Genomic DNA, 24,854 nt, shown 5'->3' on the forward strand with positions numbered 1-24,854 from the left:
ACCACCCGCCGTGCTCTATTGGCTGAGAAAAGACAAAACCCAACCCGATCAGCAGGTGCAAAGAGTAGCTTAATTTACGCCAGATCCTGTCCAACCGATGGGGAGTAGCTCATTTAGACCCTCTCCCCCAGTGCACCGGATTGATGACAAAGCAGCCACGCTTGAAGATGAACTTCAGGATTTGAAGCTCAAATTTAACCGTGAGCGGTTTATGTATGTCTTTATTCTGACGGTATTTTTTGTTTGCCTCATAGGCCCACACCTGACCAATGGGCTGTTGGCCTTCCTTATAACGGCTGCACTCGTGTTCACCATTTCGGTAGGGAAGTATCTGGATTTTCCTTGGGCAGTTGTGCCTTTGGAGAGATGGCACGACCTTTGGTACCGCTATTGCGAAAAAAGGCTTTTAGGGTCAGGTGATGAAAGAAAAACAGAGCCTGTAGAAGGCGATGACGATCCGAAATAAAAGCACTTTTCCACTTTAAAAATGCTTTTCGATTTGTGATCCGGTTTTGTATTACTCGCTCCGAAAGGGCAGGCAGTGTGGATTTTCATGTTCCATGAAACCCTATGTCAGAGACCTCTACCCCTCAACTCCCCCCACCCCCATCAATCAACGCCCCGATAATCGCCATCGCGCTGTCGCTGTCCCAATGGGCGTCGCCTTGCAGGCGGGCGATCTCGTTTCCTTGCGGGTCGAGGATCACCGTGATGGGCAGGCCGAAGACGCCCATTTGACGCGCGAGCGCGCTTTTGGGGTCGCGGTGGAGGGGCAGGTTGTCGACGCCGATCTCGTCAAAGAACGCCTTCATCGCCGGGGGCGGGTTGCGGCCGGTGGCGATGGTGACGACGGCGAAATCCTCGCCGCCCATCTGCGCTTGCAGGTTCGACAGCATCGGCATTTCTTTCCTGCAGGGCGCGCACCATGTGGCCCAGAAATTGAGCACGACATGCTTGCCGCGGTACTCGGCGAGCGTGGCGGTGGAGCCGTCCTCACGCTCGAATTCCACCTGCGGCGCGGGCTTGGGCGCGGAATGGAACATCAGTTTCTTCATGTCCCCCTCGCGCAGCGCCTCAAGTGCTGCGGTATCGGCCATGGCGGCGTTTGCACCGAGCGCGAAGGCCATATAAAGGACGATCTGACGAATGGTTTTCATAATTCCCTCCGAAGGGCAAAAGACATGACTGACACGACCTCGAACCAGATGTGGGGCGGCCGCTTTGCCGCCGGGCCGGATGCGATCATGGAGGCAATTAATGCCTCGATCTCATTCGACAAGCGGATGGCGGCGCAGGATATCGCCGGGTCGCGTGCCCATGCCGCCATGCTGGCCGCCACGGGTATTGTCAGTGATAAGGATGCCGAGGCGATGAGGGAAGGGCTTCTCACGGTCTTGTCAGAGATCGAGGGGGGTGATTTTGAATTTTCCACGGCGCTTGAGGATATTCACATGAATGTCGAGGCGCGGTTGAAGGCGCTGGTGGGCGCGCCTGCCGGGCGGCTGCATACGGGCCGGAGCCGCAACGATCAGGTGGCGACGGATTTCCGGCTCTGGGTGCGCGATCAACTGGATGCGGCGGATGGCGCGCTGGAGGCGCTGATGCGTGCTCTGGTGGCACAGGCCGAGGCGGGGGCGGATTGGGTGATGCCGGGGTTCACCCATCTGCAGACCGCGCAGCCGGTGACCTGGGGCCATCACATGATGGCCTATGTCGAGATGTTCGGGCGTGACCTGAGCCGGGTGCGCGATGCGCGGGCGCGGATGAACGAATGCCCGCTCGGCGCGGCGGCACTGGCAGGGACGTCGTTCCCGATTGATCGGGAGATGACGGCGCAGGCGCTGGGCTTTGACGCGCCCTGCGCCAATTCCCTCGATGCCGTCAGCGACCGGGATTTCGCGCTGGAGTTTCTCGGCGCGGCGAGCATCTGCGCGATGCATCTGAGCCGGTTCGCCGAGGAATTGGTGATCTGGTCCTCGGCGCAGTTCCGCTTTGTCGCCCTGTCGGACCGGTTCTCGACCGGGTCGAGCATCATGCCGCAGAAGAAGAACCCCGATGCGGCGGAGCTCATTCGCGCCAAGGTGGGGCGGATCTTCGGGGCCAATGTGGCGTTGATGATGGTGATGAAGGGGCTGCCCTTGGCCTATTCCAAGGACATGCAGGAGGACAAGGAACAGGTCTTTGATGCCGCCGACAACCTGATGCTGGCGCTGGCGGCGATGGAGGGGATGGTGCGCGATATGCAGGCACAGAAGGCCAATCTGGAGGCTGCCGCCGGGTCGGGCTTTTCCACCGCGACGGATCTGGCGGATTGGTTGGTGCGGGTGCTCGATATGCCGTTTCGCGACGCGCATCATGTGACCGGCAGTCTGGTGGCGCGCGCGGAGGCGAAGGCCTGCGACCTGCCCGACCTCAGCCTTGACGAGATGCAGCAAGTGCATGGCGAAATCGACGCGTCGGTCTATGATGTGCTCGGTGTGCATAATTCGGTGGCCTCAAGGACGAGCTATGGCGGCACCGCCCCCGAACAGGTGCGCGCGCAGGTGGCACGGTGGAAGGAGCGTCTGGCATGATGAGAGCAATTCTTGTGGGGCTCGGGATGATGGCCCTTCTGGGCTGCGGCGTGGATGGCGAGCCGGTGCGCCCCTCGGTCAACACCACGGTGAGCGCCGGGAGCGGCGGCATACATACCAGCGTCGGCACCGGCGTGCGCGTGGGCGGCGTCAACCTTGGTGTGGGGCTGGGCCTGTGAGATGGGTGTTCGCGGCACTGGCCGTTTGGGGGGCGGTGCATCCGATGTATTACTTTCTCGCGTGGTTCGGCGAGAACGGCTTTGACCTTGGCGGCATGGTCGAGGCGTGGCATGCCAACGCGGCGAGTTCGGGCCTTGTCTGGGACCTGACCATCGCTGCCGTGGCGCTCACCGTCTGGGTGCTGGTCGAGGCGGTGCGGCACCGACACTGGGCCGGGCTGATCGCGATTCCGGCGACCTTCTGCATCGGGGTAAGCTGCGGCTTGCCGCTTTACCTTTTCTTGCGGATGTCGCGTGAGGTGTAAGGGCCTGATTTGAGTATTTTTGGAACGATGAAACGGGGCGGGAGCGCGCGTGGATCATTTTCTCTATCGTGATGGCGTGTTGCATGCCGAGGATGTGCCGCTGGCGGAGATTTCTCGCGCGGTGGGCACGCCGTTCTACTGCTATTCCACCGCGACGCTGACGCGGCATTTCCGGCTGTTCGACGAGGCGCTGGAGGGCATGGATCACCTCGTCTGCTATGCCATGAAGGCGGCGAGCAATCAGGCGATCCTGCGCACGCTGGCGGGGCTTGGCGCGGGGATGGACGTGGTCTCGGGCGGCGAATACATGCGCGCCCGGGCGGCGGGCGTACCCGGTGAGCGGATCGTGTTTTCCGGCGTCGGCAAGACCCGGGACGAGATGCGTCTGGCGCTTGAGGGCGGCATCCGTCAGTTCAACGTCGAGAGCGAGCCCGAGATGCGCGCGCTGAGCGAGGTGGCGTTGAGCCTCGGGGTGACCGCGCCCATCACCGTGCGGGTCAATCCGGACGTGGACGCGAAAACCCACGCCAAGATCGCCACCGGCAAGAGCGAGAACAAGTTCGGCATTCCGATTTCGCGTGCGAGTGCGGTTTATGCGGAGGCCGCCGCCCTGCCGGGGCTCGACGTGATCGGCATCGACGTGCATATCGGCAGCCAACTGACCGAGTTGGAGCCGTTTCGCCAAGCCTATCAGAAGGTGGCGAATCTGACAGAGCAGTTGCGCGCCGAAGGACACGATATTCGCCGTCTCGACCTTGGGGGCGGTTTGGGCATTCCCTACACCCGCTCGAACGAGGCGCCGCCGCTGCCCACCGAATACGGCGCGCTGATTCGCGAAACATTGGGCCATCTGGGCTGCGAGATCGAGATCGAGCCGGGGCGGCTGGTGGCCGGGAATGCCGGAATTCTGGTCAGTGAGGTGATCTATGTGAAAGAGGGCGAGGGGCGCGATTTCCTGATCCTCGATGCGGCGATGAACGACCTCATTCGCCCGGCCATGTATGACGCCTGGCACGACATTATTCCGGTGGTGGAACCGGCGCCCGGTGTCGAGCAGAGCGCCTATGACGTGGTCGGCCCGGTCTGCGAATCCGGCGACACCTTTGCGCGCGGGCGGATGCTGCCGCCGCTCGCCGAGGGCGATCTGGTGGCGTTCCGCAGTGCTGGCGCCTATGGCGCGGTGATGTCGAGCGAGTACAATACCCGCCCCCTGATCCCCGAGGTTCTGGTCAATGGGCGTGAATTTGCCGTGATCCGGCCACGCCCGACCTTTGACGAAATGATAAATCGCGATACCATCCCTGAATGGCTCTGACGCGGTGCGCGCGTCGGGCCGAGTAGAGGCGCGGCCCATGGCAGACACGCGAAACCCCCTGAACAACGTGACGGCGCGGCTGCGGCGGCCCTTGGTGCTGACCTGGGCCGGGCTGATCGCCGAGCGGCTGGTGCGGGCCTTCTGGCCGGTCTGGAGCCTGTTGGCGGGTGCCGCGGCGCTGGTCATGCTGGGCGTGCAGGACATGGTGAGCGTCGAGGCGGTGTGGACCGGCCTGATGCTGGGCGGTCTGGCGGTGGTGGTCTTCGCCGCGCGCGGGGCGGTGCGGTTCCGCTTCCCGACCCGGGCCGAGGCGCTCGCCCGGCTTGATGCGACATTGCCGGGGCGACCCTTGGCGGCATTGGCCGATACGCAGGCTGTAGGCGCGCAGGACGTCGGATCACAGGCGCTCTGGCGTGCGCATCAGGATCGGATGGCAGCCCGCGCGGCGCAGGCGAAGGCGGTCGAGCCTGATCTGCGCCTGTCGCGGCAGGACCCGTTCGGGCTGCGCTACGTGGCGCTTCTGGGCCTTGTGGTGGCGCTGCTTTTCGGCTCTGTCTGGCGTGCGGGGTCGGTGGCCGAGATGGTGCCGGGTGCCGGGCGCGGCACGGCGCTGGCCTCTGGCCCGACATGGGAGGGCTGGATCGAACCGCCCGCCTATACCGGCTTGCCGAGCCTATATTTGGCCGATCAGTCAGGCGAGATCGTGGTGCCTGAGGGCAGCGAAATTACCCTGCGGTTTTACGGCGAGGTCGGCGCGCTCAGCCTGAGTGAGACGGTATCTGGGCGGGCTGATGACGCACCGCCCGCGACCGGGACGGAACAGGAATTCACCGTCACGCACGGCGGCGAGTTGCGCATCGACGGCCCCGGTGGCCGCGCCTGGCAGGTCGAGGCGATTGCCGATGCTGCCCCGGCTGTGCGGGTGCTGGAGGGACAAGCCAAGACCGCCTTTGACGGGCAGATGAGCCAGCCCTTCGAGGCGCGCGACGATTACGGCGTGGTGGCCGGGGGGGCTGTCTTTGAGCTCGACATGGAGCGGGTTGACCGGCGTTACGGTCTGCGCGTCGCGCCGGAGCCGCGTGAGCCCATCCGCCTCGACCTGCCGATGCCGTTGGCGGGCGACCGCAGCGCCTTCACCGAGACGTTGATCGAGAACCTGTCGGAGCACCCCTGGGCGCATCTGCCGGTGACGCTGCGGCTGCGGGTCGAGGATGCGGCCGCGCAGCAGGGGCTGTCGGAGCCTGTCGAGATGGACCTGCCCGCGCGCCGGTTTTTCAACCCGATGGCGGCGGCGGTGATTGAACAGCGGCGCGATCTTTTGTGGTCGCGCGACAATGCGGCACGGGTGGCGCAGGTGCTGCGCGCGGTGTCTTACAAGCCGCGAGAGGGGCTTTTCCGGTCCGAGAAGGCCTATCTGCGGCTGCGGGTGATCCTGCGGCAGCTTGAGGCCAAGACCGAGAGCGACGGCGGCCTGAGCGGGGAGGAGCGCGACGAGATCGCGCAGGCGCTGTGGGATCTGGGCGTTTTGCTGGAAGACGGTGATGTGGGCGACGCGCTGGAGCGGATGCGCGCGGCGCAGGAGCGGCTCAGCGAGGCGATGAAGAACGGGGCCAGCGAGGAGGACATCGCCCGGCTGATGCAGGAACTGCGCGACGCCACGCAGGATTACCTGCGCCAGAAGATGCAGCAGGCGCAGCGCGAGGACCCCGAGAACAGCGGCGATCAGCAGAGCACCGAGAACATGATGCAGATGAACAGCCAGGATCTGCAGGACATGATGGACCGCATTCAGGAACTGATGGAACAGGGCCGCTTTGCCGAGGCGCAGCAGGCGCTGGACGAGTTCCAGCAGATGATGGAGAACATGCAGGTCACGCAAGGCCAGGGCCAGCAGGGCCAGTCGCCGGGGCAAGAGGCGATGGAGGGTCTGGCAGAGACGCTGCGCGAGCAGCAGGGCCTGTCGGATCAAGCGTTCCGCGATCTGCAGGAACAATTCAATCCCGGCGCGCAATCCGGGCAGTCGCAGGGCAATGAGGGCCGGAGCGGCGGAGAGGGGCGCGGCCAGAGCCATGAGAACATGCCCGGGCAGGACGGTCAGGGTGGCCAGCAGCAGGGTCAGGGTGGTGAAGGTCAGGAGCGCGCCGACGAGGGCCAGGGCGGGCAGCAAGGGGCCGAAGGCGAACTGGCGGACCGGCAAGAGGCGCTGCGCCGTGAGCTGGAGCGGCAGCGGCAGGGCCTGCCGGGGTTGGGCGGCGAGGCCGGAGAGGCCGCACGCGAGGCGCTGGAACGGGCCGAACGCTCTATGCAAGGCGCCGAGGAGGCGCTGCGCAACGACGATCTGGCCGGGGCGATTGACGAGCAGGCCGACGCCATGGAGGCGCTGCGCGAGGGCATGCGCAACATGGGCGAGGCGATGGCGGAACAGCAGAACCCGGGCGGGCAGGGCGATCAGGACGGCGCGCCGGGACGGGCGCAGGCCGATCCCTTGGGCCGCGAGGCGGGTCAGGGACGACGCGCGGGCACCCAGGACGATCTCTTGCAGGGCGAGGATGTCTACCGCCGCGCCCGCGATCTGCTCGACGAGATTCGGCGGCGCTCGGGCGAGGGTGAGCGGCCCGACGTGGAGCTCGATTACCTGGAACGGTTGCTGGACCGGTTCTGAGCGGGGGGGCTTTTACGGACCTCTTGCTGATCTTGCTGATCTTGGCCGACAGGGCGGTGCGCGGTGGCCTGTTCCGAAGGTTGATCCCGAGCTTCGGTATTGACCTGCACTCGCAGCATCGGGCGACGTCCCGCCAGAGGCGGCACACATCACGCCAGCAGGCTGAACAGTATCGCGATTTCCGCCAGCTGTTGTGTGGCCCCAAGGATGTCGCCGGTCTGTCCGCCGATCCTGGCGCGTGCCAGGGCTGCGACTGCGGCGGCGACGATCCCGGCCCAGAGCGCCGCCCAGACCCCGGCGCCGCCGGCCAGCAGCAGCGCGACACCGAAGGCCAGGCCGAGGCCGAGCGCGACCGAGCTCATGGGGGCCTGCCCCTGGCTGTGCGACAGCCCGTCGCTGCGGGCATGGGGCAGGGCATGCATCACCCCGACCATGGCGGCCCGCGACAGGGTGGCGGCGACCAGAACGCCCGTGACGCCTGCCGACGCCGACTGCGCGAAGAGCAGCCAGAGCGCCCCGCCCCGCGCCGCCAGCGACAGGCAGAGCGCGATCACGCCGTAGCTGCCGATATGGCTGTCGCGCATGATCTCCAGCCGCCGCGCCCGCGTCCAGCCGCCCCAGAGGCCATCGGCGCTGTCGGCCAGTCCGTCCTCGTGCATTGCGCCGGTGGTGACGGTCCCGAGGGTCAGCGCGATGAGCGCCGCCAGCGGGGCAGGCAAGCCGAACCAGAGTGCGACCAGTCCGCCCAATGCCGCCAGCCCGCCCACCACCAGCCCGGCCAGCGGATAGGCCCAGGCCGCGCGTGCGCCGCGCGCGAAAGAGGTGCAGCGCACGGGCAGGCGGCTGAGCAGCGAGAGCGCGAGGGCCAGATCGCCTGTGCGCATCAGGGCGGTGTCGCTTTCTGCCATGCGGGGGCCTTTTGGGGCTGTGGTCAAGGACCCTGTCGCGATACATCAAGGGCAGGTCCCTATGCAACGAGGCACGCCATGACCGCCGGTTTTTCCACCCTTGCCGATCTGGCCGCGCTGTTGCGCGATCTGCCCGCGCCCGATGCGGGTGCCGCAGAGGCGGCGCGCGCGCGCGATGCGCAACTGACCAAGCCGCCGGGTGCGCTTGGCCGGTTGGAGGAAATCGCGCGCTGGTATTGCGGCTGGCGCGGCGCGGCGCGGGCGCGGGTGAGCGCCCCGCAGGTGGTTGTCTTTGCGGGCAATCACGGGGTGGTGGCGCAGGGGGTGTCGGCCTTTCCGGCCGAGGTCACGGCGCAGATGGTCGCGAATTTTGAGGCGGGCGGTGCGGCGGTCAACCAACTGGCCTTCGTGGCGGGGGCGCGGATGGATGTCTGCGCGCTCGATCTTGACCGGCCCACGGCGGATATCAGCACCGGCCCGGCAATGACCGAGGCCGAGGTGATTGCCGCGCTGCGCGCCGGATGGGACGCCGTGGCCCCCGAGACCGACCTGCTGGTCGTGGGCGAGATGGGCATCGGCAACACCACGAGTGCGGCGGCGATTGCGCTGGCGCTGTTCGGCGGCGCTGCAGGCGCCTGGACCGGGCGCGGCACCGGGGTGGATGCGGCGGGGCTGGACCGCAAGACGCAAGTGGTGGCGCGGGCGGTCGAGGTGAATAAAGGCGCGACGGACGGTCTGGCGGTGCTGCGCTGCCTTGGCGGGCGCGAACTGGCGGCGATGGCGGGGGCGATCCTGCGCGCGCGTATGCTGCGCGTGCCGGTGCTGCTCGACGGGTTCATCTGCACCGCTGCCGCTGCCTGCCTGGAGGTGGCGCGGCCCGGCGCGCTCGACCATACGCTTGCGGGCCATGTGAGCGCCGAGCCGGGCCATGCACGGCTGCTGGAGCGGTTGGGCAAGGTGCCGCTGCTGTCGCTTGGCCTGCGCCTTGGCGAGGGCTCGGGCGGCGTGTTGGCCATGGGCGTCGTGCAATCGGCGCTGGCCTGTCATTCGGGCATGGCGACGTTTGCCGAGGCGGGGGTTTCGGACGGGTGATGGTGTAATCCCGCTGTCATCGTCCGGCTTGACCGGACGACCTCCTGACCGGGAGATCCTCGGGTTACGCCCGAGGATGACAAAGGCAGTTCCTTGACCCTTTCGCCGCGCCGGAATACTGATCAAAATCGTCGGATTAGACCGGAGCGCCCCGCCCATGAGTGAAACCCTGTTGCACCGCCTCGCCTGGATCGTGGTCGTGCTGTGTGTGGCGCCGATCCTCGCTGCTGGCTTGGCCGCGTTTACCGGCGACTTGCAGACATGGCGCGAGGTACTGTCGTCGGTCTTGCCGCGTTACACGGCGACGACGCTGGCGCTGGTGGCGATTGTCGGGGTCAGCACGGCGGTAGTCGGATCGGTCACGGCGTGGCTGGTGACGGTCTACCGCTTTCCCGGGGTGAGGCTGCTGGAGGTGGCGCTGGCGCTACCGCTGGCCTTTCCGGCCTATGTGATGGCCTACGCCTATACCCATATGCTGGATCATCCGGGGCCGGTGCAGACCGCGCTCAGGGCGCTGACCGGCTGGGGGCCGCGCGACTACTGGTTTCCGGAGGTGCGCAGCCTTGGCGGCGCGGCGCTGATGCTGACCATCGTGCTTTATCCTTATGTCTACTTGCTGGCCCGGGCCTCGTTCCGGCAGCAATCGGCCAATGCGTTCCTAGTGGCGCGTACGCTGGGGCGCTCTCCGATGCAGGCGTTCTGGCGGGTGGCGCTGCCGATGGCGCGCCCGGCCATCGCGGGCGGTGCATTGCTGGCGATCATGGAGACCATCGCGGATTTCGGCACGGTGGCATTCTTCAATGTGCAGACCTTTGCCACCGGCATCTATCAGGCGTGGTTCAGTCTTGGGGATCGCGCGGCGGCGGCGCAGCTGGCGCTCTGCCTACTGACATTCGCGCTGTTGCTGGCGGGGCTGGAGCGCGCGAGCCGGGGCCGGGCGCGCACCGCCGGGCGCGGCGCGCGGTTCGAGACGATGGAACGGCCCGAACTGCGCGGCGTGGCGGGTTGGGGGGCGTTCACGCTCTGCTTCCTGCCGGTGCTTGTGGGCTTTCTCATCCCGGTGGTGATGCTGGGGATGATGGCGCTCGGCTCGGGGCAGGATCTGTTCTCGCCGCGCTATTTGGGGTTCATGACCAATTCCGTCACATTGGCAAGCGTCGCCGCCGTGCTGACGGTGCTGGGGGCGATCCTCGTGGGGTTTCGGGCGCGCACCCGGCCCGGGCGCGCCTCGCGCTGGCTGGTGGTGGGCGCGGGGCTGGGCTATGCGGTGCCGGGCGGGGTGATCGCGGTCGGGTTGATGGTGCCGATGGCGGCGTTCGACAACGCGCTCGATGCAGTGATGCAGCGATATTTCGGGATCAGAACCGGGCTGCTCATCACCGGGTCGATCTGGCTGATGGTGATGGCCTATGTGGTGCGCTTCATGGCCGCCGCGCTCAACGCCTATGACAGCGGGATGGCGACCGTGCCGGGGCATCTTGATGCGATCGGACGCTCGCTCGGGCAGCCGGGGCCGAAGCTTCTGACGCGGGTGCATCTGCCGGTGGCGCGGACCTCGGTGGTGACGGCACTCCTGATCGTGTTTGTCGATGTGATGAAGGAACTGCCCGCGACGCTGATCCTGCACCCGTTCAACTTTCAGACGCTGGCGGTGCAGGCGCATCGCCTGGCCGCCGATGAGCGGCTTTCCGAGGCGGCGGTGCCCTCATTGGTGCTGGTTGCGTTCGGGCTTGTGCCGGTTCTGATCCTGTGCCGCACGCTGGGTCGTGAGGGGATGGGTCGCCGCGCGGCCAAGCTGGGCACGGCGATTGCGCCGGGGTAGGGCGTTGCGCGGCGGCGCGTGCCGCGCCTTGATTCCGCGCATTGGCACCAAGGTTAAACGGCAGCTCCAGGCCCAATCCCGACGCTGATGCCATTTCGACGCCAGGCAGGCCCGGACAGCTTGGGTTCCCAGACGAAGATCCCACTGCGCCGGGCACAAGGAGTGAGGCTTCACCGCTCATAATGTGGGGATTTCCCCCGTATTTCCCCCAAGGTTTTCCCATATCTTGTCGTCACCATAGCGCTGCTACCCTGTCAATGCCGGACGGACCCGGCGACAGACATAACAACAGGGATGGCATCATGGACAGAAAAGACCTCAAACCCGTTCTCGTGGATGGCCGCGCCGAGGGGCTTGCCCCCGGGGTGTCGCGGCGCTCGTTCTTCATGGCCGCCGGGGCGGCGGGCCTGGGTGCGGCTGCACAGGTGATCGGTGCGCGTCCCGCAAAGGCGCAATCGACGGCCTGGCTGCAACCGGGCAACAACAACCACGTGATCGGCCTGCAAGGCGAGACCGGGCAGCCGGGCGAAGGCGCCGTGGGTCTCGATTTCTTCGGTCATTGCGCGATCAGGATCACCTCGCCCAAGGGGGCAACGGTGCTGTTTGATCCGTGGCGCGACGATCCCTCCGGTGCCTGGGGGATGTGGTTCAAGACCGAGTTTCCCGAAACGATCGTCGATATCTGCATGTCCACCCATGCCCATTTCGACCATGACGCGGTGGACCGGCCGCAGTCCACCATGGTGCTCGACCGGATGGTGGGACGCTTCGACTTCGCCGATCTGAGCATCACCGGTTTCGCCGACAAGCATACCTGCGTCGCCCCCGGCTGGTATCACTGGACCGACGCGCTGGCCGAATTCGGGGTCGATGCCTGCCCGCCCAACAATGTGGGCCACATGGACAACGTGGCCTTCCTGGTCGAGACCGGCGGCATCCGCACGCTGATCTGGGGCGACAACCGGCACAACCCGTCCGATGCCTTCTGGCAGGCGGTGGGGCGGGTCGATGTGCTGACCCTGCCGGTGGACGGGTCCGAGCATATCCTGTCGTTCGAGCAGGGCAACGAGATCGTCGCGCGGCTCAACCCGCGTATCGTGATCCCCACCCATTACCTCAACGAGACCACAAGCTACACGCTGACCACACTTCAGGTGGCCGACGACTGGGTGAAGGGGCAAAAGAACCACCGCTTCCTCGACGGGCCAAGCCTGAGCCTTGAGGCCGCCGAGATTGCGGGCATGGAGCAGGAGTTTCACTATTTCGGCCATCACGCGATGACCGCCTGACCGAGGCGCGGCGTGGCGCAACGGGCACGGGGGGCGCATCGCGTCTCCCGTGCGGCACGCTGGCGATTGCCCAGGCGCGCCGCCTGCGCTAGGCACGAGGCGGATATAGCTGCACGAGTGATGCCATGAGCCGGATTTGCCATATCGAACTGGATGACGCCAACCTGCCGCCGCCCACGCCCGAGATCGAGCAGGAGCGCAAGGTTGCGATGTACGATCTCATCGAGGAGAACAGCTTTTCCCTGCCCGCGCGCGATGATCGCGTGGCCCCCGACGGGCCCTACCGCGTCGGCCTGTCGATCCGCGAAAAGCGGCTGGTCTTCGACATCCGCACCGAAACCGGCGATCCGGCGGCGGAATTTCACCTTTCGCTCAGCCCGTTCCGGCAGGTGGTCAAGGATTACTGGGCGATCTGCGAGAGCTATTTCGATGCCGTCAAGAACATGCCGCCGAGCCAGATCGAGACCATCGACATGGCCCGGCGCGGCATCCACAACGAGGGCGCGCGCGTGCTGTCCGAGCGGCTGGAGGGCAAGGCGGAGATTGACAACGACACCGCCCGGCGGCTCTTCACGCTGATCTGCGTGCTGCATTTCGGGGGCTGATCCATGCCCGAGGCGTTGCCGCAATCGGTGCTGTTTTGCTGCGATCACAACGCTGTGCGCTCGCCCATGGCCGAAGGCATCATGAAGAAGTTCTACGGTGCCGGCACCTATGTGCAATCGGCGGGGGTCAAGAGCGACATGGAGATTGACGGGTTTTCCATCGCCGTCTGCCGCGAGATCGGGGTCGAACTGGACCGCCACCGCACGCGCAGTTTCGACGAGATGGAGCAGTGGGGCGATGATCTGACATCCTTCGACCTGATCGTGGCCCTCAGCCCGGCAAGCCAGCGCCGAGCGCTGGAACTGACCCGCTATTTTCACCTCGATGTCGTTTACTGGCCGATCATGGACCCTACCGGTTTGGCACAGACCCGCGAGGCGCGGCTTGATGCCTATCGCAAGACCCGTGACCAGATCATCGGCCATTTGCAGAACAGATGGGGCCCACCCCGGGAGGAAACATGAACGACACCGTCCGCGCCTATTTCGACGCCTTCAATCGCGGCGACACGCCCGCGATGCTGGCCTGCCTGAGCGACGATGTGCGCCATTTCGTCAACGAAGGGCAGGTCCGTGAAGGCAAGGACCTGTTCCGCGATTTTTGCGATCACATGAGCCGCTGCTACCGCGAAGAGCTGACCGACATGGTGATCTTCGACGCTGTAGGCGGCACCCGGGCGGCGGCGGAATATATCGTGAACGGCACCTATCTCGAGACCGACGAGGGGCTGCCCGAGGCGAGGGGCCAGACCTACCGGCTGCCTGCGGGCTCGTTCTTTTCGCTTGAGAACGGCCTGATCACCCGCGTGGTGACCTATTACAACCTTGCCGACTGGACGCGTCAGGTCTCGGCATGATTGCGGTCGAGCGGCTGACCGGGGTTGCGCTATCCGCGGCGTTGCCCGATGTGGCGCGGCTGCGGATCGAGGTGTTTCGCGCTTTTCCCTACCTCTATGACGGTGATCTGGCCTATGAGGAGCGCTATCTTCAGGTCTATCGCGACAGCGAGGATGCGATCCTTGTCGGGGCGTATGACGGGGATCGCCTGATCGGGGCCGCGACCGGTACCCCGATGGAGGATCACGCCGAGGATTTCGGCGCGGCGCTCGCGGGCACGGGCCTGCCGCTGGAGCGGATTTTCTACTGTGCCGAAAGCGTGCTCTTGCCCGAATATCGCGGGCAGGGCATCGGCCACCGCTTTTTCGACGCGCGCGAGGCGCATGCGCGGGCGCTGGGCCGGACGCATTGTGCCTTCTGCGGCGTGGTGCGCCCGCCGGACCATCCCCTGCGCGCCGACGCCTACCGCCCGCTTGACGCCTTCTGGCGGAGGCGTGGTTACGCGCCCGTGGCGGGGACTGTGGCGCAGTTCCGCTGGAAGGATGTCGACCGCGAGGCCGAGACCGACCACGACCTGCAATTCTGGATGCGGGCGCTCTGAGCGTGGGCTCACCCCTCACCCGCACCACGCCGGGCAAGAGATCCTCGGGTCAGGCCCGAGGATGACGGGGAGGGGACGCCAATAGCTTTGCTCTGTTTATAGTTGTAAGACGTCTGTTCCGTCGTCTAACGTCCTTGCATGAAGTAAAGGATTTTGACGATGGATCGTCCTGATTATCTCGTTCAGGGAGAAGCCGCGCGGCTTTTTCCTGTCCTTGCGACAACGTCCAAGGAAGGCCGGACAACCTCGATTGTACGCGCGTGCATATCCAAAGTGGAGGAATTCGGTTCAGAACTCATGGCAACCCTTGGTCAGCGTCTCGGTAAAAGAGCCAAGGTCGAAACATTCACCGAGATCGTATTCAAGAATGAAAAGATCAAGGTCAAGGATCGTCCCGACGGTCTTATCGTCATGCGCAATGGCGCCAAGGAATGGCGGGCTTTGGTTGAAGCCAAGGTTGGCAATGCGGAACTCGGTACGGAACAGGTCGAGAAGTATCGTGAAATCGCCAAGGAGCAGGGGGTGGACTGTGTCATCACGATTTCGAACCAGTTCGCGACGACAACGTCCAACCACCCTTTGGACGAAGTGCGAAAGAGCCGTTCCAGAATACCTGTCTATCATTGGTCATGGATGTCGATCCTGACGATCATTGATCTTCTTCTCAATCGCGATGCGGTTGCCGATGAGGATCAGAAACTGTTGCTCAATGAACTGCGGCGGTTTCTGACCCATGAGAGCGCGGGCGTGAAAGGCTTTGACCGCATGCCGCCGGAATGGCCTGAAATCAACCGCCTGATTTCCGCAGGAGGAAAGATTCCCGCGAAATCCAACGAAGCGTCGGTCGTTCTTGAGGCATGGCATCAGGAAACCCGGGATCTGTCCTTGATCCTGAGCCGACAGACGGAAGCCACCGTAGAAGAAAAGCTGCCAAGAAAGCATCGCAATTCTCCGGCAGAGCGCCGTAAGGACGAGTTATTGACGCTCAGGGAGGCAGGTAGGCTGATGTCGGTGCTTGATATACCGGATGCTGCGGCACCTCTTGAGATTGTCGCTGACATCGCACGCCGGACGATTGACATTGGCATGACGATGCGCGCGCCAGAGGACAAGGTTTCGTCAAAGGCGAGGGTCAATTGGCTGTTGCGACAGATGAAGACCGAAAAGCAGGAAGAGTTGTTCGTCAGGTTGAACTGGCCGGGAAGGAGTGAAGCGACGCAATTTTCGATCTCGGAATTGCTTGCCGACCCGGCTGCCTGCGAGAAGGACAAGGCGGGCCTACAAGTGCTCAGCTTCCATGTGTTTATGTCCCGACGACTTGGCGGGAAATTCACTCAGCAAACCAACTTCATCAAGGAATTGGAGGATGCGGTGCCGTTCTTCTACAAGGAAGTGGGTCAGAACCTCGCGGAATGGCGCAAGCCTGCGCCGCGTATCAAACCCGATCGCGCATTGTCGTCGGATGTGAGCGTTTCGGCTCTTCAGGATGAGGCAGAGGAGGACGCGGAAGAGTAATCTAACCCGGTGCCACATGCACATCATGTCCTGGCAAGAGATGCTCAGGTCAGGCCCGAGGACGACGGGGGGTTGCGAGGATGACGGGGTGGGGACGGCGCGTTCTGGGATTTCCGCCACTATCGCGAACTTTTGTCAAAGTTTCGCTGGCAAAGCGTCGTCCATATTTGCTACCTCCATAAATGCCGGGGGGCAACAACTGGGGAGCGCGCGGGATGACGCGTCTTTTTGTGATTGCCCTTGGCCTTTGCGTAGGCCTCACCTCGATGGTTCAGGCAGAGGGTCGCTACCGGATCGGCTATGGCGTATTGTTCACCAATGACGTGGCTGGCGATACCGAGGATCGCTGGCGTTCGGGCTCGGTGGCGTCAAGCCGGGTCTGGGCGGATGGCTGGTCTGGACAGGCCCCGGACCGTTTCGGTGATCTGATCGAGTTCCGCTTCAACGGCGAGATCATCACGCCCGAGAATCTTGCGCGTGGTGGGCCGAACGACCGGCCCTTCGCCGGGGCGCTCGGCTTCGGGCTGCACACGCATTTCGAACAGGCGACCGTGGAAGTCGCCGCCGGGGCGGATCTGGTCTTTACCGGCCCGCAGACCGGGCTCGACGATTTTCAGGAATTCATCCACGACATATTCGGTGGCAACGGCATCGGCCCCGTGGTGCGCCGCAATCAGATCGACAACAGCATCTACCCCTCGGCCGTGCTCGAGGCCGGGCGCAGCTTTGACCTTGGCCCGGCGCAGATCCGCCCCTTCGCCGAGGCGCGGCTGGGGCTCGAGGATCTGGTGCGCGCTGGGGTCGATGTCAGCATCGGCGATCTGACACGCGGTGAATTGCTGGTGCGCGACCCGGTGACCGGGCAACGCTACCGCGTGGTGCGCAAGGACGAGCCGGGCACCGCCTTCATCCTTGGCGGCGATATCGCCTATGTCGACAGCAGCGAGTTTCTGCCCGCAAGCAGTGGCGTCACCCTGTCCGAGGACCGCGCCCGCCTGCGTGGTGGCTTCCATTGGGAAGGCAGTGGGGGCAGCTCGCTTTTCTATGGCGTGACCTGGCTGAGCGAGGAATTCGACGAGCAGCGCGAAGGGCAGGTGGTGGGATCTGTGCAGTTCAGGTTGCGGTTCTGATAAAAATTACTTCGGGGGCTTTTCAGGGTGATTCGCCTTTGCTACGCTCCCCTTAATAAAAAAAAAGACAAGAGGCAGGCAGTCAGAGATATGGGGACGGGCTATAAAGGCACGTTCGTCATCTCCTGGGCGCAAACAGAACTGGATGGTACGTCGGACGCACTCGTGCGGTCGCTTGCGGTGGGGCATACTTGGCTCTGGCGCGGCGATGTGGTGCGCGTGGACGGACCAAACGAGCTGTTGCGCCTGGACATGGCGGAGGGAGAGACCGTGAACCGCAAACGTGCGGCACGGATGGTGCGGCGTCTGGTGGGCGCCGCGATGAGCAACACAAAGGATCTGGGCGCGGTCGATGTGCCCGAGCCGATCATGGATACCGGCTTTGTCGTGACCGACGGCTTGCGCAGCTACACGGTCACGATCATCGAGGTGGCGGGCGATGCGCCGCCGCTTCTGATGTTTCTCGACGAGATCCCGCCGCGCGATACCGAGATGTGGATCGTTCATCATTCGCTCGAGGGGATGCGCGGGGCCTCGACCGGGCCGGCGAGCGGCGGCGTGATCTGTTTCACACCCGGGACAAGGATCGAGACCCCCGAAGGCCCGCGCCTGGTGGAAGAGCTGCGGGAGGGCGACCATGTACAGACCCGCGACAGCGGTGCGCAGGAAATCCAGTGGGTCGGAAGCCGTCACATGACCGGTGCGCGGCTGTTTGCCATGCCCCGGCTGCGGCCCATTCGTGTGGGGGCGAGTGCGCTCGGCACCGGGCGTCCTGATGAGGCCCTGCTGGTCAGCCCCGAGCATCGCGTGCTGGTCAAGGGCGATGTGGCGCGCGCGCTGTTCAATACGCCCGAGGTGCTGGTGATGGCGCGCGACCTTGTGAACAACGATACGGTCGCGATCGATCTGGCCTCGCGCGAGGTGACCTATGTCCACCTGCTCCTGCCCAGCCATCAGATCATCTGGGCCAATGGCGTGGAGACCGAGAGCTTTCACCCCGCAAGCGCTGCGCTCTCGACCCTGACCGAGGCCGATCGCGCGCGGCTGCTGGCGCTCAACCCGACGCTGGAATACGAGCCGCATATCTATGGCGGCTATGCGCGGCGTTGTCTCAACGGGTCTGAGGCGGCAATCCTGGCGCATGAGGCGGCGTGAGGGGGCATGACGATGCCCTGAGCATCCCCGGCTGACGGGGCCGACGGCTGGTGCCTTGGATACGGGCCTGGGGAACGGGTTGGTCTGGCCTGAAGCGGAGCTTGGCAATGATCCCCATGCGCGGAACCGGGTGTCGGTCCGGGTCACGCGGAGGCCGGGGGCCTGTCGCCGCGCGCATCCATCGTCGGACGCACGCACCACCGTCATGTCGCACTGGCTTGACCGGTTCGACCGATCAAGACCACACTCCGCCCTGAAAGGCCGCTCGCCGCTCACGGCGCTGAACAACCTCATGAGAAACCACGGCTAACGGTCGCTCCGGCCCATGCCCCCAACCCTGCTCAGCCGTTCTCGCGCAGGATGCCACCGGCGAGATAGAGTGAGCCGCAAATCAGGATGCGCGCTTGCGGTTCCTGGGCCGCGATGCGCTGCACGGCCTCCAGCGCGCTGCCTGCGGTCGTGGCGCGCAGCCCCACGGTTTGCGCCGCCTCTGCGGTGGCCTCGGCGGGCAGGGTGTTGGCCTCGCCGGGAATGGACAGCGCGATCAGCTGTTCGGCCTGCGCCGCCAAGGGCCCCAGATAGCCGGCGATGTCCTTGGTGTTGAGCATGCCGCATATCAGATGTGTGGGACGTTTTGGCAAGCCCGCCAGATGCCGACCGAGCGCCTGACCGGCGGCGGCATTATGCCCGCCATCGAGCCAGATTTCCGCCTCCGGCGCGGCCTCGACCAAGGGGCCGTGCACAAGCCGCTGCATCCGCGCGGGCCAGTAGGCGCGGGTCACCGCCGCCTCGCAGGCGGCCTCGCCCGCCTCCAGATGGCGCAGCGCGGCCAGCGCCGCGCCTGCATTCTCAATCTGATGCGCGCCGGACAGGTTTGGCAGCGGCAGATCGCACAGCCCGGTCTCGTCCTGATAGATCAGCCGTCTGCGGTCCTCATAGGCGTGCCAGTGCTGGCCGTGGGCCAGAAGCGGCGCGCCGAGCGCGGTGGCGCGGGCCTCGATCACGGCCATCGCGTCATCATGCTGCGGACCGACCACGCAGGGCACACCGCGCTTGAGGATCCCGGCCTTCTCGCCTGCAATCTTTGCCAGCGTGTTGCCGAGATATTGTTCGTGGTCGATGGAGACGGGGGTGATCACCGTCAGCGCGGGGCGGTCCACCACGTTGGTCGCGTCGAGCCGCCCGCCAAGCCCGACCTCGAGCAGGGTATAATCTGCTGGCGTGCGCGCCATGGCAAGGAGCGCGGCACAGGTCGTGATCTCGAAATAGGTGATCGCCTCATTGCCATTGGCGGCATAGCATTCATCGAGAATGGCGGTCAGGTGATCTTCGGAAATCAGCGCGCCTGCCAGCCGGATACGCTCGTGAAACCGCGCCAGATGCGGCGAGGTATAGGCGTGGCAGGTCTTGCCCGCCGCTTCGAGCCCGGCGCGGATCATAGCGAGGGTCGAGCCCTTGCCGTTGGTGCCCGCGATATGGATCACCGGGGGCAGGTCGGTCTGCGGATTGCCCAAGGCATCAAGCAGGCGCCAGACCCGGTCGAGCGTAAGGTCGATGATCTTCGGATGCAGCGCCATCATCCTCTCGAGGATGAGGTCGGATGTGGGGGCGCTCATGTTTCGGGGGCGTCCTTGGCCGGGGCCTCTGTCACGACCGGATCGGGGATCGCGGGGGCGGGCAGATCGCCTTTCACGGCGGGCGGCAGGCCCATCAGCATGCGGGTAATGGTAATGAGTTCGTCGCGCATCTTCGGGCGCGGCGTCACCCGGTCGAGCATGCCGTGTTCGAGCAGGTATTCGGCGCGCTGAAAGCCCTCTGGCAGTTTCTCGCGGATGGTCTGCTCGATCACGCGCGGCCCGGCAAAGCAGATCAGCGCGCCTGGTTCCGCAATCTGCACATCGCCCAGCATCGCATAGGAGGCGGTGACGCCGCCGGTGGTGGGATGGGTCAGCACCACGATATAGGGCAGCCCGGCCTCGCGCAGCATCTGCACGGCGACGGTGGTGCGGGGCATCTGCATGAGCGACAGAATCCCCTCCTGCATGCGCGCGCCGCCTGCGGCGGAAAACAGGATCAGCGGGCGCTTGAGCCGCACCGCGGCCTCGGCGGCGGCGATGATGGCGTTGCCCACATACATGCCCATCGAGCCCGCCATGAAGCTGAAATCCTGCGCGGCGGCGACGATGGGGGTGCGTCCCATCTCGCCGGTGGCGACCAGCATCGCCTCTTTCTCGCCGGTTTCCTTTTGCGCGGCGCGCAGACGGTCAGGATATTTCTTCTGATCGCGGAAATGCAGGGGGTCCGGCGTCGGCAGCGGCACCTCGACCTCAGTGAAGAGCCCGCCATCGAAGAGCGCGGCGAAACGCGCGCGCGGCGTGATCCCCATGTGATGGCCGCAATTGGTACAGACGTTGAGATTGCCCGAGAGTTCGCGGTGAAACAGCATGGTCCCGCACTCGTCGCATTTGGACCAGAGGTTTTCCGGGATTTCGCGGCGCGAGAAGATCGAATTGATCCGCGGACGCACGTAGTTGGTGATCCAGTTCATCGGGCGGGCCCCTGCCTTGACGTTGCGCCACCACATAAGCGGGGCGCGCGGGAAATGCAATCAGCCGCGCAGGGCAACACGGATGGCAAGCCAGCCACAGATGAGGATGAGCACGTCGACCGGCATCATCGCCGTGATCATCGCCGTGTCATCCATCCCGAACGGATAGGCATAGAGCGCCATCCCGTCGAATTGCCCCTCGGGGGCGGCGATCAGGATGGCGCTGAAATTGTTGATGAGATGGACCGCGGTGGCGGGGCCGAGCGTGCCGAAGCGGGCCGTCAAATCCGCCGCCACGAGGCCGAAGGCCCCGGCCCAGAGCACGATCAGCCAGGCTGTGCCGCCATAGCTCATCGCGTTGAAATGCAGGACGGCAAAGCCGACCGAGGGCAACACCAGCCAGACCAGCGGCGAGGCGAAGCGCGCGGCAAGCTGGCTCTGGAGGTAGCCACGAAAGATAAGTTCCTCGGCGAAGACCTGGCAGAAGAGGGCAAAGAGAGCGGGAAGAAGGAACACCAGCCAGATGGCGGGATCGAGATTGGGCTCCGGTGCGACACTCTCGGGCATCGGGAACAGCATCACCGCCCCGTAAAGCAGCAGCATCGCCGCCAGCGCCCGCCCGAATTGCCGCAGCGCCAGCGGCAGCGGCCCGATCAGTGAAGCAAGTCCCCGCCGGTGCACGATCGGCAGGATCACCGCCAGCGCCACGATCAGCAGGGCGAAGGTCAGCAGGTTGATCAGCACCCCCGCCGGGGTGGTGGCCGCAGCGATCCCCGGCTGGATCCGTGCCCATGTCTCGGGGCCGAAGACCATCGGCAGCAGGGCCGCGTAGCCGAAACTCAGGCCCAGAAAGAGCGGCACCAGCAGCACGAGACCGCCCGCAAGGCGCGGCAGGGCGGCAGAGGCGCGGGCGGGGGCAACAAGCCGTTCATGGGCGTCGTATCGCATGGACGAGACGCTATCCCGCCGGGCTAGCTGTTGCAATCGGCTTGCCCCGCCCGCGGCTCTGGCCTAGACCGATTGCCAGCTAATTCCGGGAGGCCCCTCATGACCAAGTTCGACAAAGCCAGACTGCCCAGCCGTTATGTGACCGAAGGCCCGGCGCGCGCGCCGCACCGCTCCTATTACTACGCGATGGGAATGACCGAGGCGGAGATCCATCAGCCCCTCGTCGGTGTGGCGACCTGCTGGAACGAGGCGGCCCCCTGCAATATCGCGCTGAGCCGTCAGGCGCAGGCGGTCAAGGGCGGCGTCAAGGAGGCGCATGGCACCCCGCGCGAGTTCACCACAATCACCGTGACCGATGGAATCGCCATGGGCCATGAGGGGATGCGCAGCTCGTTGGCGAGCCGCGAGGCGATTGCCGACACGGTGGAGTTGACGATGCGCGGTCATTGTTATGACGCTCTGGTGGGGCTTGCGGGCTGTGACAAGTCGCTGCCAGGGATGATGATGGCGATGGTGCGGCTCAACGTTCCGTCGGTGTTTATCTATGGCGGTTCGATCCTTCCGGGCAAGGCCCCGCAGATCGACGAGATCCCCGAGGAGTTCCGCACCCGCGACCTGACGGTGCAGGACATGTTCGAGGCCGTCGGCTGGCACCAGAACAAGCAGATGTCGGACAAGGCGCTCGACGCGCTGGAGCGCGTGGCCTGCCCGTCGGCGGGGGCCTGTGGTGGGCAGTTCACCGCCAATACCATGGCCTGTGTCTCCGAGGCGATTGGCCTCGCGCTGATGAATTCGTCGGGCATGCCCGCGCCCTACGAGAGCCGTGACCAATATGCCGAGGCGTCTGGTCGCGCGGTGATGGACCTGCTGGAGAAAAACATCCGCGCCCGCGATGTGGTGACGCTCAAGAGCCTTCAGAACGCCGCGCGCGTCGTGGCCTGCACCGGGGGCAGCACCAATGCCGGGCTGCACCTGCCGGCGATTGCCCATGAGGCGGGGATTGATTTCTTCCTAGAGGATGTCTGCGACATCTTCCGCGATACGCCCTATTTCGTCGATCTCAAACCGGGCGGGGCCTATGTGGCCAAGGATCTCTATGATGCGGGTGGCATTCCGGTGGTTATGAAGGAGTTGCGCAAGGCTGGGCTGATCCACGAGGACTGCATGACCGCCACGGGCCGCAGCATCGGCGAGGAACTCGACCTGATCGAGCGCGAGGCCGATGGCCGGGTGATCTATCCGATCGAGACGCCGATCACGAAGACCGGCGGCGTTGTCGGCCTCAAGGGCAATCTCGCGCCGCAGGGGGCGATCGTGAAGGTGGCAGGCATCGCGCCCGAACATCAGGTCTTTACCGGCCCGGCGCGGGTTTTCGAATGCGAGGAAGACGCGTTCGAGGCGGTCAAGTCGCGGCAATACGAGGAGGGTGAGGTGATCGTCATCCGCAACGAGGGCCCCGCAGGCGGCCCCGGCATGCGCGAGATGTTGTCGACCACGGCGGCGCTGAGCGGTCAGGGCATGGGCAAGAAGGTGGCGCTGATCACCGATGGGCGCTTTTCGGGTGCGACGCGCGGCTTTTGCGTGGGCCATGTCGGCCCCGAGGCGGCACATGGCGGGCCGATTGCGCTGATCGCGACCGGCGATGTGATCACCATCGACGCGATCAAGGGCGAATTGTCAGTGGATCTCTCGGATGAGGAACTGGCCAAGCGCAAGGAGACCTGGACCGGCCCGCGCGCGACGCTCTATGCCTCGGGCGCGATCTGGAAGTTCGCGCAGCTTGTCGGCGAGACCTACAAGGGAGCGGTCACCCATCCGGGCGGCAAGGCCGAACGGCATGTCTACATGGACCTCTGAGATGGTCGCGGCCCGGCGCGGGACTTTGCGCGCCTGGCTGCTGCTTGTCTGCCTGCCGCTTGCCGCCTGTCTCGACGCGGCGGGCGAGGCCGGGCCGGATGACGCATTGCGCGCCGTGGCCTTTTACGATGGCGACGTGACGGTGACCGGGCCGCGCGGCTATTGCGTTGACCGTAGCAGCATCAAGAGCAACCCCGGCGGGCGGTTCGCGCTGCTGGCCAGTTGTGAAAGCCTGACAGAGCAGGCTGGCATCGCGGTCGCGCCGGCGGTGATGACCGTCTCCGTTCTGCCGCGTGCGGGCGGGGCCGAACAGCCCTCCGCCGCCGCCATGGCCGAAGCACTTGGACCCGAGGCGGTGCGCAGTGCCGAGGACCATGATGGTCTGGCCCTCGTCCATGTGGCGGGGGGTGGTGACACGGTGCTGCCCGGCGGCGACCCGGCCCATTGGCGCGCCAGTCTTGTGATCAACGGGCATCTCGTGGGGCTTGCCGCCTACGGGCCTGCGGGCGGGGTGGTGGCAGGGCCCGAGGGCCGCAGACTGCTGCGTGGTCTCGCCGAGGCGATGCGTGGCGCAAGCCTGGTGCCGGAGACGGTGAGCCGGACAGCCAGCGAAGCCCCTGGCGGCTCTATCGGGCGCGGCACCCTATTCGGCGGATTGTTTCCTGTTTCGAATTAATGCTATGCAAAGACAGTCATTATATAAAACGGGGCCTTCCCGCCCGAGAGGCCTGGCAAAGGTGCGGTCTGCATGAAGATTCTCGATGTCGCGATGCATCGGCGCAGCTTGCGCAAATGGCGGCAGGCCGCGCGCAACGCCCCGGCGATGGATATCGGCACGCTGCGTCGAGCGCGGGCGCGGGCGCGCAAGTTGCTCTATTCGCTCAACGAGGTGATCTCGATCGCCGACAATCGTCTGGCGCTGCCGACGATCGGCTCCAACGCCTTTCCGCGGCCGCATGGCACCGATTGGGCCTGGCGCCCCGAGGTCTGGCGTGAACCGCTGCCCACGCCCGGCATGGCCTCGGTGCCGTCCAAATCCATGCTGGGGCGCGAGGTGACGCTGTTTCACGACTGCGCCCATTCCGAACTGTCGCTGCGCCAGCTGCGCAACAGCCGCGAGGCCGATCTGGCGCCTTATGGGCTGCGTATGGACGTCTTTGCCTTCGACGGCTCGTTCCTGTCGCTGGTGCTCGATTTCCCGCTTGAGGCCATCGACGGGCTGACCCGGCGGCATCTCATTCGCATGGACACCATCGTGGAACTGGAAAAGCCACTCGAGATCTTTGCCCGGCTCAACATCAAGCACGGGCCCAACACCCAGCAGATCGTGCGCGAATTGCCACTGAACGAAGAAGAGATCATGGTCGAGTTCGACCTCGCCTATTCGACCCTGAACGAAAAGCGCGTGGAGCGGGCCTGGATCGACCTGATCTTCGAGAATCCCCAGATGAGCCAGGTCGTGCTGCGCGACGTCACCTTCAGCCGCCGCCCGCGCGCGGATCTCTAGGAAAGG

24 protein-coding genes are annotated in these 24,854 nt (G+C 65.2%); 19 read left to right on the forward strand and 5 right to left on the reverse strand.

What is annotated here, in order from left to right; translation table 11 throughout:
- The first annotated feature begins 130 nt into the window (after nucleotides 1-130).
- Complete coding sequence (locus tag ACSSV4_RS08025) at nucleotides 131-466, forward strand: hypothetical protein (protein ID WP_454274528.1); 336 nt, start codon at nucleotides 131-133, stop codon at nucleotides 464-466.
- 124 nt (nucleotides 467-590) lie between these two features.
- On the opposite strand, the gene ACSSV4_RS08030 is transcribed toward ACSSV4_RS08025, so the two are convergent.
- Nucleotides 591-1,157: a TlpA family protein disulfide reductase gene (locus tag ACSSV4_RS08030; protein ID WP_454274529.1), complete on the reverse strand. Its 567-nt coding sequence runs from the start codon at nucleotides 1,155-1,157 to the stop codon at nucleotides 591-593.
- Nucleotides 1,158-1,181: 24 nt separating this feature from the next.
- On the opposite strand from ACSSV4_RS08030, the gene argH reads away from it, so the two are divergent.
- The 5 genes from argH to ACSSV4_RS08055 are packed head-to-tail and all read left to right on the forward strand — an operon-like array spanning nucleotide 1,182 to nucleotide 7,034.
- A complete protein-coding gene (gene argH / locus ACSSV4_RS08035; RefSeq protein ID WP_454274530.1) occupies nucleotides 1,182-2,573 on the forward strand; it encodes an argininosuccinate lyase in 1,392 nt (463 codons plus the stop codon).
- On the forward strand, nucleotides 2,570-2,752 hold the full coding sequence (locus ACSSV4_RS08040; protein ID WP_454274532.1) for an argininosuccinate lyase: 183 nt from the start codon (nucleotides 2,570-2,572) through the stop codon (nucleotides 2,750-2,752). Before argH ends, ACSSV4_RS08040 begins: the two co-directional genes overlap by 4 nt.
- Nucleotides 2,749-3,057 (forward strand): DUF2834 domain-containing protein, encoded by a 309-nt coding sequence (locus tag ACSSV4_RS08045; protein WP_454274534.1) that lies wholly within the window; start codon nucleotides 2,749-2,751, stop codon nucleotides 3,055-3,057. Before ACSSV4_RS08040 ends, ACSSV4_RS08045 begins: the two co-directional genes overlap by 4 nt.
- A gap of 49 nt (nucleotides 3,058-3,106) precedes the next feature.
- Nucleotides 3,107-4,372 carry a diaminopimelate decarboxylase gene (lysA, locus tag ACSSV4_RS08050; RefSeq protein ID WP_454274535.1) on the forward strand — a complete coding sequence of 422 codons (1,266 nt, stop codon included), beginning with the start codon at nucleotides 3,107-3,109 and terminating at the stop codon, nucleotides 4,370-4,372.
- 37 nt (nucleotides 4,373-4,409) lie between these two features.
- On the forward strand, nucleotides 4,410-7,034 hold the full coding sequence (locus tag ACSSV4_RS08055) for a TIGR02302 family protein (protein WP_454274536.1): 2,625 nt from the start codon (nucleotides 4,410-4,412) through the stop codon (nucleotides 7,032-7,034).
- 149 nt (nucleotides 7,035-7,183) lie between these two features.
- Here ACSSV4_RS08055 and ACSSV4_RS08060 read toward each other — a convergent pair whose 3' ends face one another.
- Nucleotides 7,184-7,942 carry an adenosylcobinamide-GDP ribazoletransferase gene (locus ACSSV4_RS08060; RefSeq protein ID WP_454274537.1) on the reverse strand — a complete coding sequence of 253 codons (759 nt, stop codon included), beginning with the start codon at nucleotides 7,940-7,942 and terminating at the stop codon, nucleotides 7,184-7,186.
- A 78-nt stretch (nucleotides 7,943-8,020) separates the two neighbouring features.
- Here ACSSV4_RS08060 and cobT point away from each other — a divergent pair, with 78 nt between their 5' ends.
- The 10 genes from cobT (at nucleotide 8,021) to ACSSV4_RS08110 (ending at nucleotide 17,988) form a co-directional block, all read left to right on the forward strand.
- Nucleotides 8,021-9,034, forward strand: coding sequence for a nicotinate-nucleotide--dimethylbenzimidazole phosphoribosyltransferase (cobT, locus tag ACSSV4_RS08065; RefSeq protein ID WP_454274538.1), 1,014 nt, complete (start codon nucleotides 8,021-8,023; stop codon nucleotides 9,032-9,034).
- A gap of 157 nt (nucleotides 9,035-9,191) precedes the next feature.
- Nucleotides 9,192-10,856, forward strand: a complete 1,665-nt coding sequence (locus ACSSV4_RS08070; protein WP_454274540.1) for an ABC transporter permease — start codon at nucleotides 9,192-9,194, stop codon at nucleotides 10,854-10,856.
- A 302-nt stretch (nucleotides 10,857-11,158) separates the two neighbouring features.
- Nucleotides 11,159-12,145, forward strand: coding sequence for an MBL fold metallo-hydrolase (locus ACSSV4_RS08075; protein WP_454274542.1), 987 nt, complete (start codon nucleotides 11,159-11,161; stop codon nucleotides 12,143-12,145).
- A 125-nt stretch (nucleotides 12,146-12,270) separates the two neighbouring features.
- Nucleotides 12,271-12,750, forward strand: a complete 480-nt coding sequence (locus ACSSV4_RS08080; RefSeq protein ID WP_454274544.1) for a UPF0262 family protein — start codon at nucleotides 12,271-12,273, stop codon at nucleotides 12,748-12,750.
- 3 nt (nucleotides 12,751-12,753) lie between these two features.
- Complete coding sequence (locus ACSSV4_RS08085; protein ID WP_454274546.1) at nucleotides 12,754-13,215, forward strand: arsenate-mycothiol transferase ArsC; 462 nt, start codon at nucleotides 12,754-12,756, stop codon at nucleotides 13,213-13,215.
- Nucleotides 13,212-13,607, forward strand: coding sequence for a ketosteroid isomerase-related protein (locus ACSSV4_RS08090; protein WP_454274547.1), 396 nt, complete (start codon nucleotides 13,212-13,214; stop codon nucleotides 13,605-13,607). The genes ACSSV4_RS08085 and ACSSV4_RS08090 overlap by 4 nt, the downstream gene beginning before the upstream one ends.
- The gene (locus ACSSV4_RS08095) at nucleotides 13,604-14,188 is read left to right on the forward strand and encodes a GNAT family N-acetyltransferase (protein WP_454274549.1); all 585 of its coding nucleotides are present in this window, start codon (nucleotides 13,604-13,606) and stop codon (nucleotides 14,186-14,188) included. The genes ACSSV4_RS08090 and ACSSV4_RS08095 overlap by 4 nt, the downstream gene beginning before the upstream one ends.
- A 159-nt stretch (nucleotides 14,189-14,347) precedes the next feature.
- Nucleotides 14,348-15,703: a hypothetical protein gene (locus tag ACSSV4_RS08100; protein WP_454274550.1), complete on the forward strand. Its 1,356-nt coding sequence runs from the start codon at nucleotides 14,348-14,350 to the stop codon at nucleotides 15,701-15,703.
- Between the two features lie 215 nt (nucleotides 15,704-15,918).
- Nucleotides 15,919-16,833, forward strand: coding sequence for a lipid A-modifier LpxR family protein (locus ACSSV4_RS08105; protein ID WP_454274552.1), 915 nt, complete (start codon nucleotides 15,919-15,921; stop codon nucleotides 16,831-16,833).
- Nucleotides 16,834-16,923: 90 nt separating this feature from the next.
- A complete protein-coding gene (locus tag ACSSV4_RS08110; RefSeq protein ID WP_454274553.1) occupies nucleotides 16,924-17,988 on the forward strand; it encodes a Hint domain-containing protein in 1,065 nt (354 codons plus the stop codon).
- Between the two features lie 341 nt (nucleotides 17,989-18,329).
- Here ACSSV4_RS08110 and ACSSV4_RS08115 read toward each other — a convergent pair whose 3' ends face one another.
- The 3 genes from ACSSV4_RS08115 to ACSSV4_RS08125 are packed head-to-tail and all read right to left on the reverse strand — an operon-like array spanning nucleotide 18,330 to nucleotide 21,484.
- Entirely contained in the window at nucleotides 18,330-19,604 is a 1,275-nt protein-coding gene (locus tag ACSSV4_RS08115) for a bifunctional folylpolyglutamate synthase/dihydrofolate synthase (protein ID WP_454274555.1), read from the reverse strand.
- A complete protein-coding gene (gene accD, locus ACSSV4_RS08120; RefSeq protein ID WP_454274557.1) occupies nucleotides 19,601-20,536 on the reverse strand; it encodes an acetyl-CoA carboxylase, carboxyltransferase subunit beta in 936 nt (311 codons plus the stop codon). Before accD ends, ACSSV4_RS08115 begins: the two co-directional genes overlap by 4 nt.
- Nucleotides 20,537-20,596: 60 nt before the next feature.
- Nucleotides 20,597-21,484, reverse strand: coding sequence for a CPBP family intramembrane glutamic endopeptidase (locus ACSSV4_RS08125; RefSeq protein ID WP_454274559.1), 888 nt, complete (start codon nucleotides 21,482-21,484; stop codon nucleotides 20,597-20,599).
- 99 nt (nucleotides 21,485-21,583) lie between these two features.
- On the opposite strand from ACSSV4_RS08125, the gene ilvD reads away from it, so the two are divergent.
- From ilvD to ACSSV4_RS08140, 3 genes are all read left to right on the forward strand, one after another.
- Nucleotides 21,584-23,341, forward strand: a complete 1,758-nt coding sequence (gene ilvD / locus ACSSV4_RS08130) for a dihydroxy-acid dehydratase (protein ID WP_454274561.1) — start codon at nucleotides 21,584-21,586, stop codon at nucleotides 23,339-23,341.
- Nucleotides 23,322-24,017, forward strand: a complete 696-nt coding sequence (locus tag ACSSV4_RS08135; protein WP_454274562.1) for a hypothetical protein — start codon at nucleotides 23,322-23,324, stop codon at nucleotides 24,015-24,017. Before ilvD ends, ACSSV4_RS08135 begins: the two co-directional genes overlap by 20 nt.
- 72 nt (nucleotides 24,018-24,089) lie before the next feature.
- A complete protein-coding gene (locus tag ACSSV4_RS08140) occupies nucleotides 24,090-24,848 on the forward strand; it encodes a DUF6478 family protein (RefSeq protein WP_454274564.1) in 759 nt (252 codons plus the stop codon).
- Nucleotides 24,849-24,854 lie beyond the last annotated feature (6 nt).

The sequence above is a fragment of the Roseovarius sp. MBR-154 genome, from assembly GCF_053628595.1.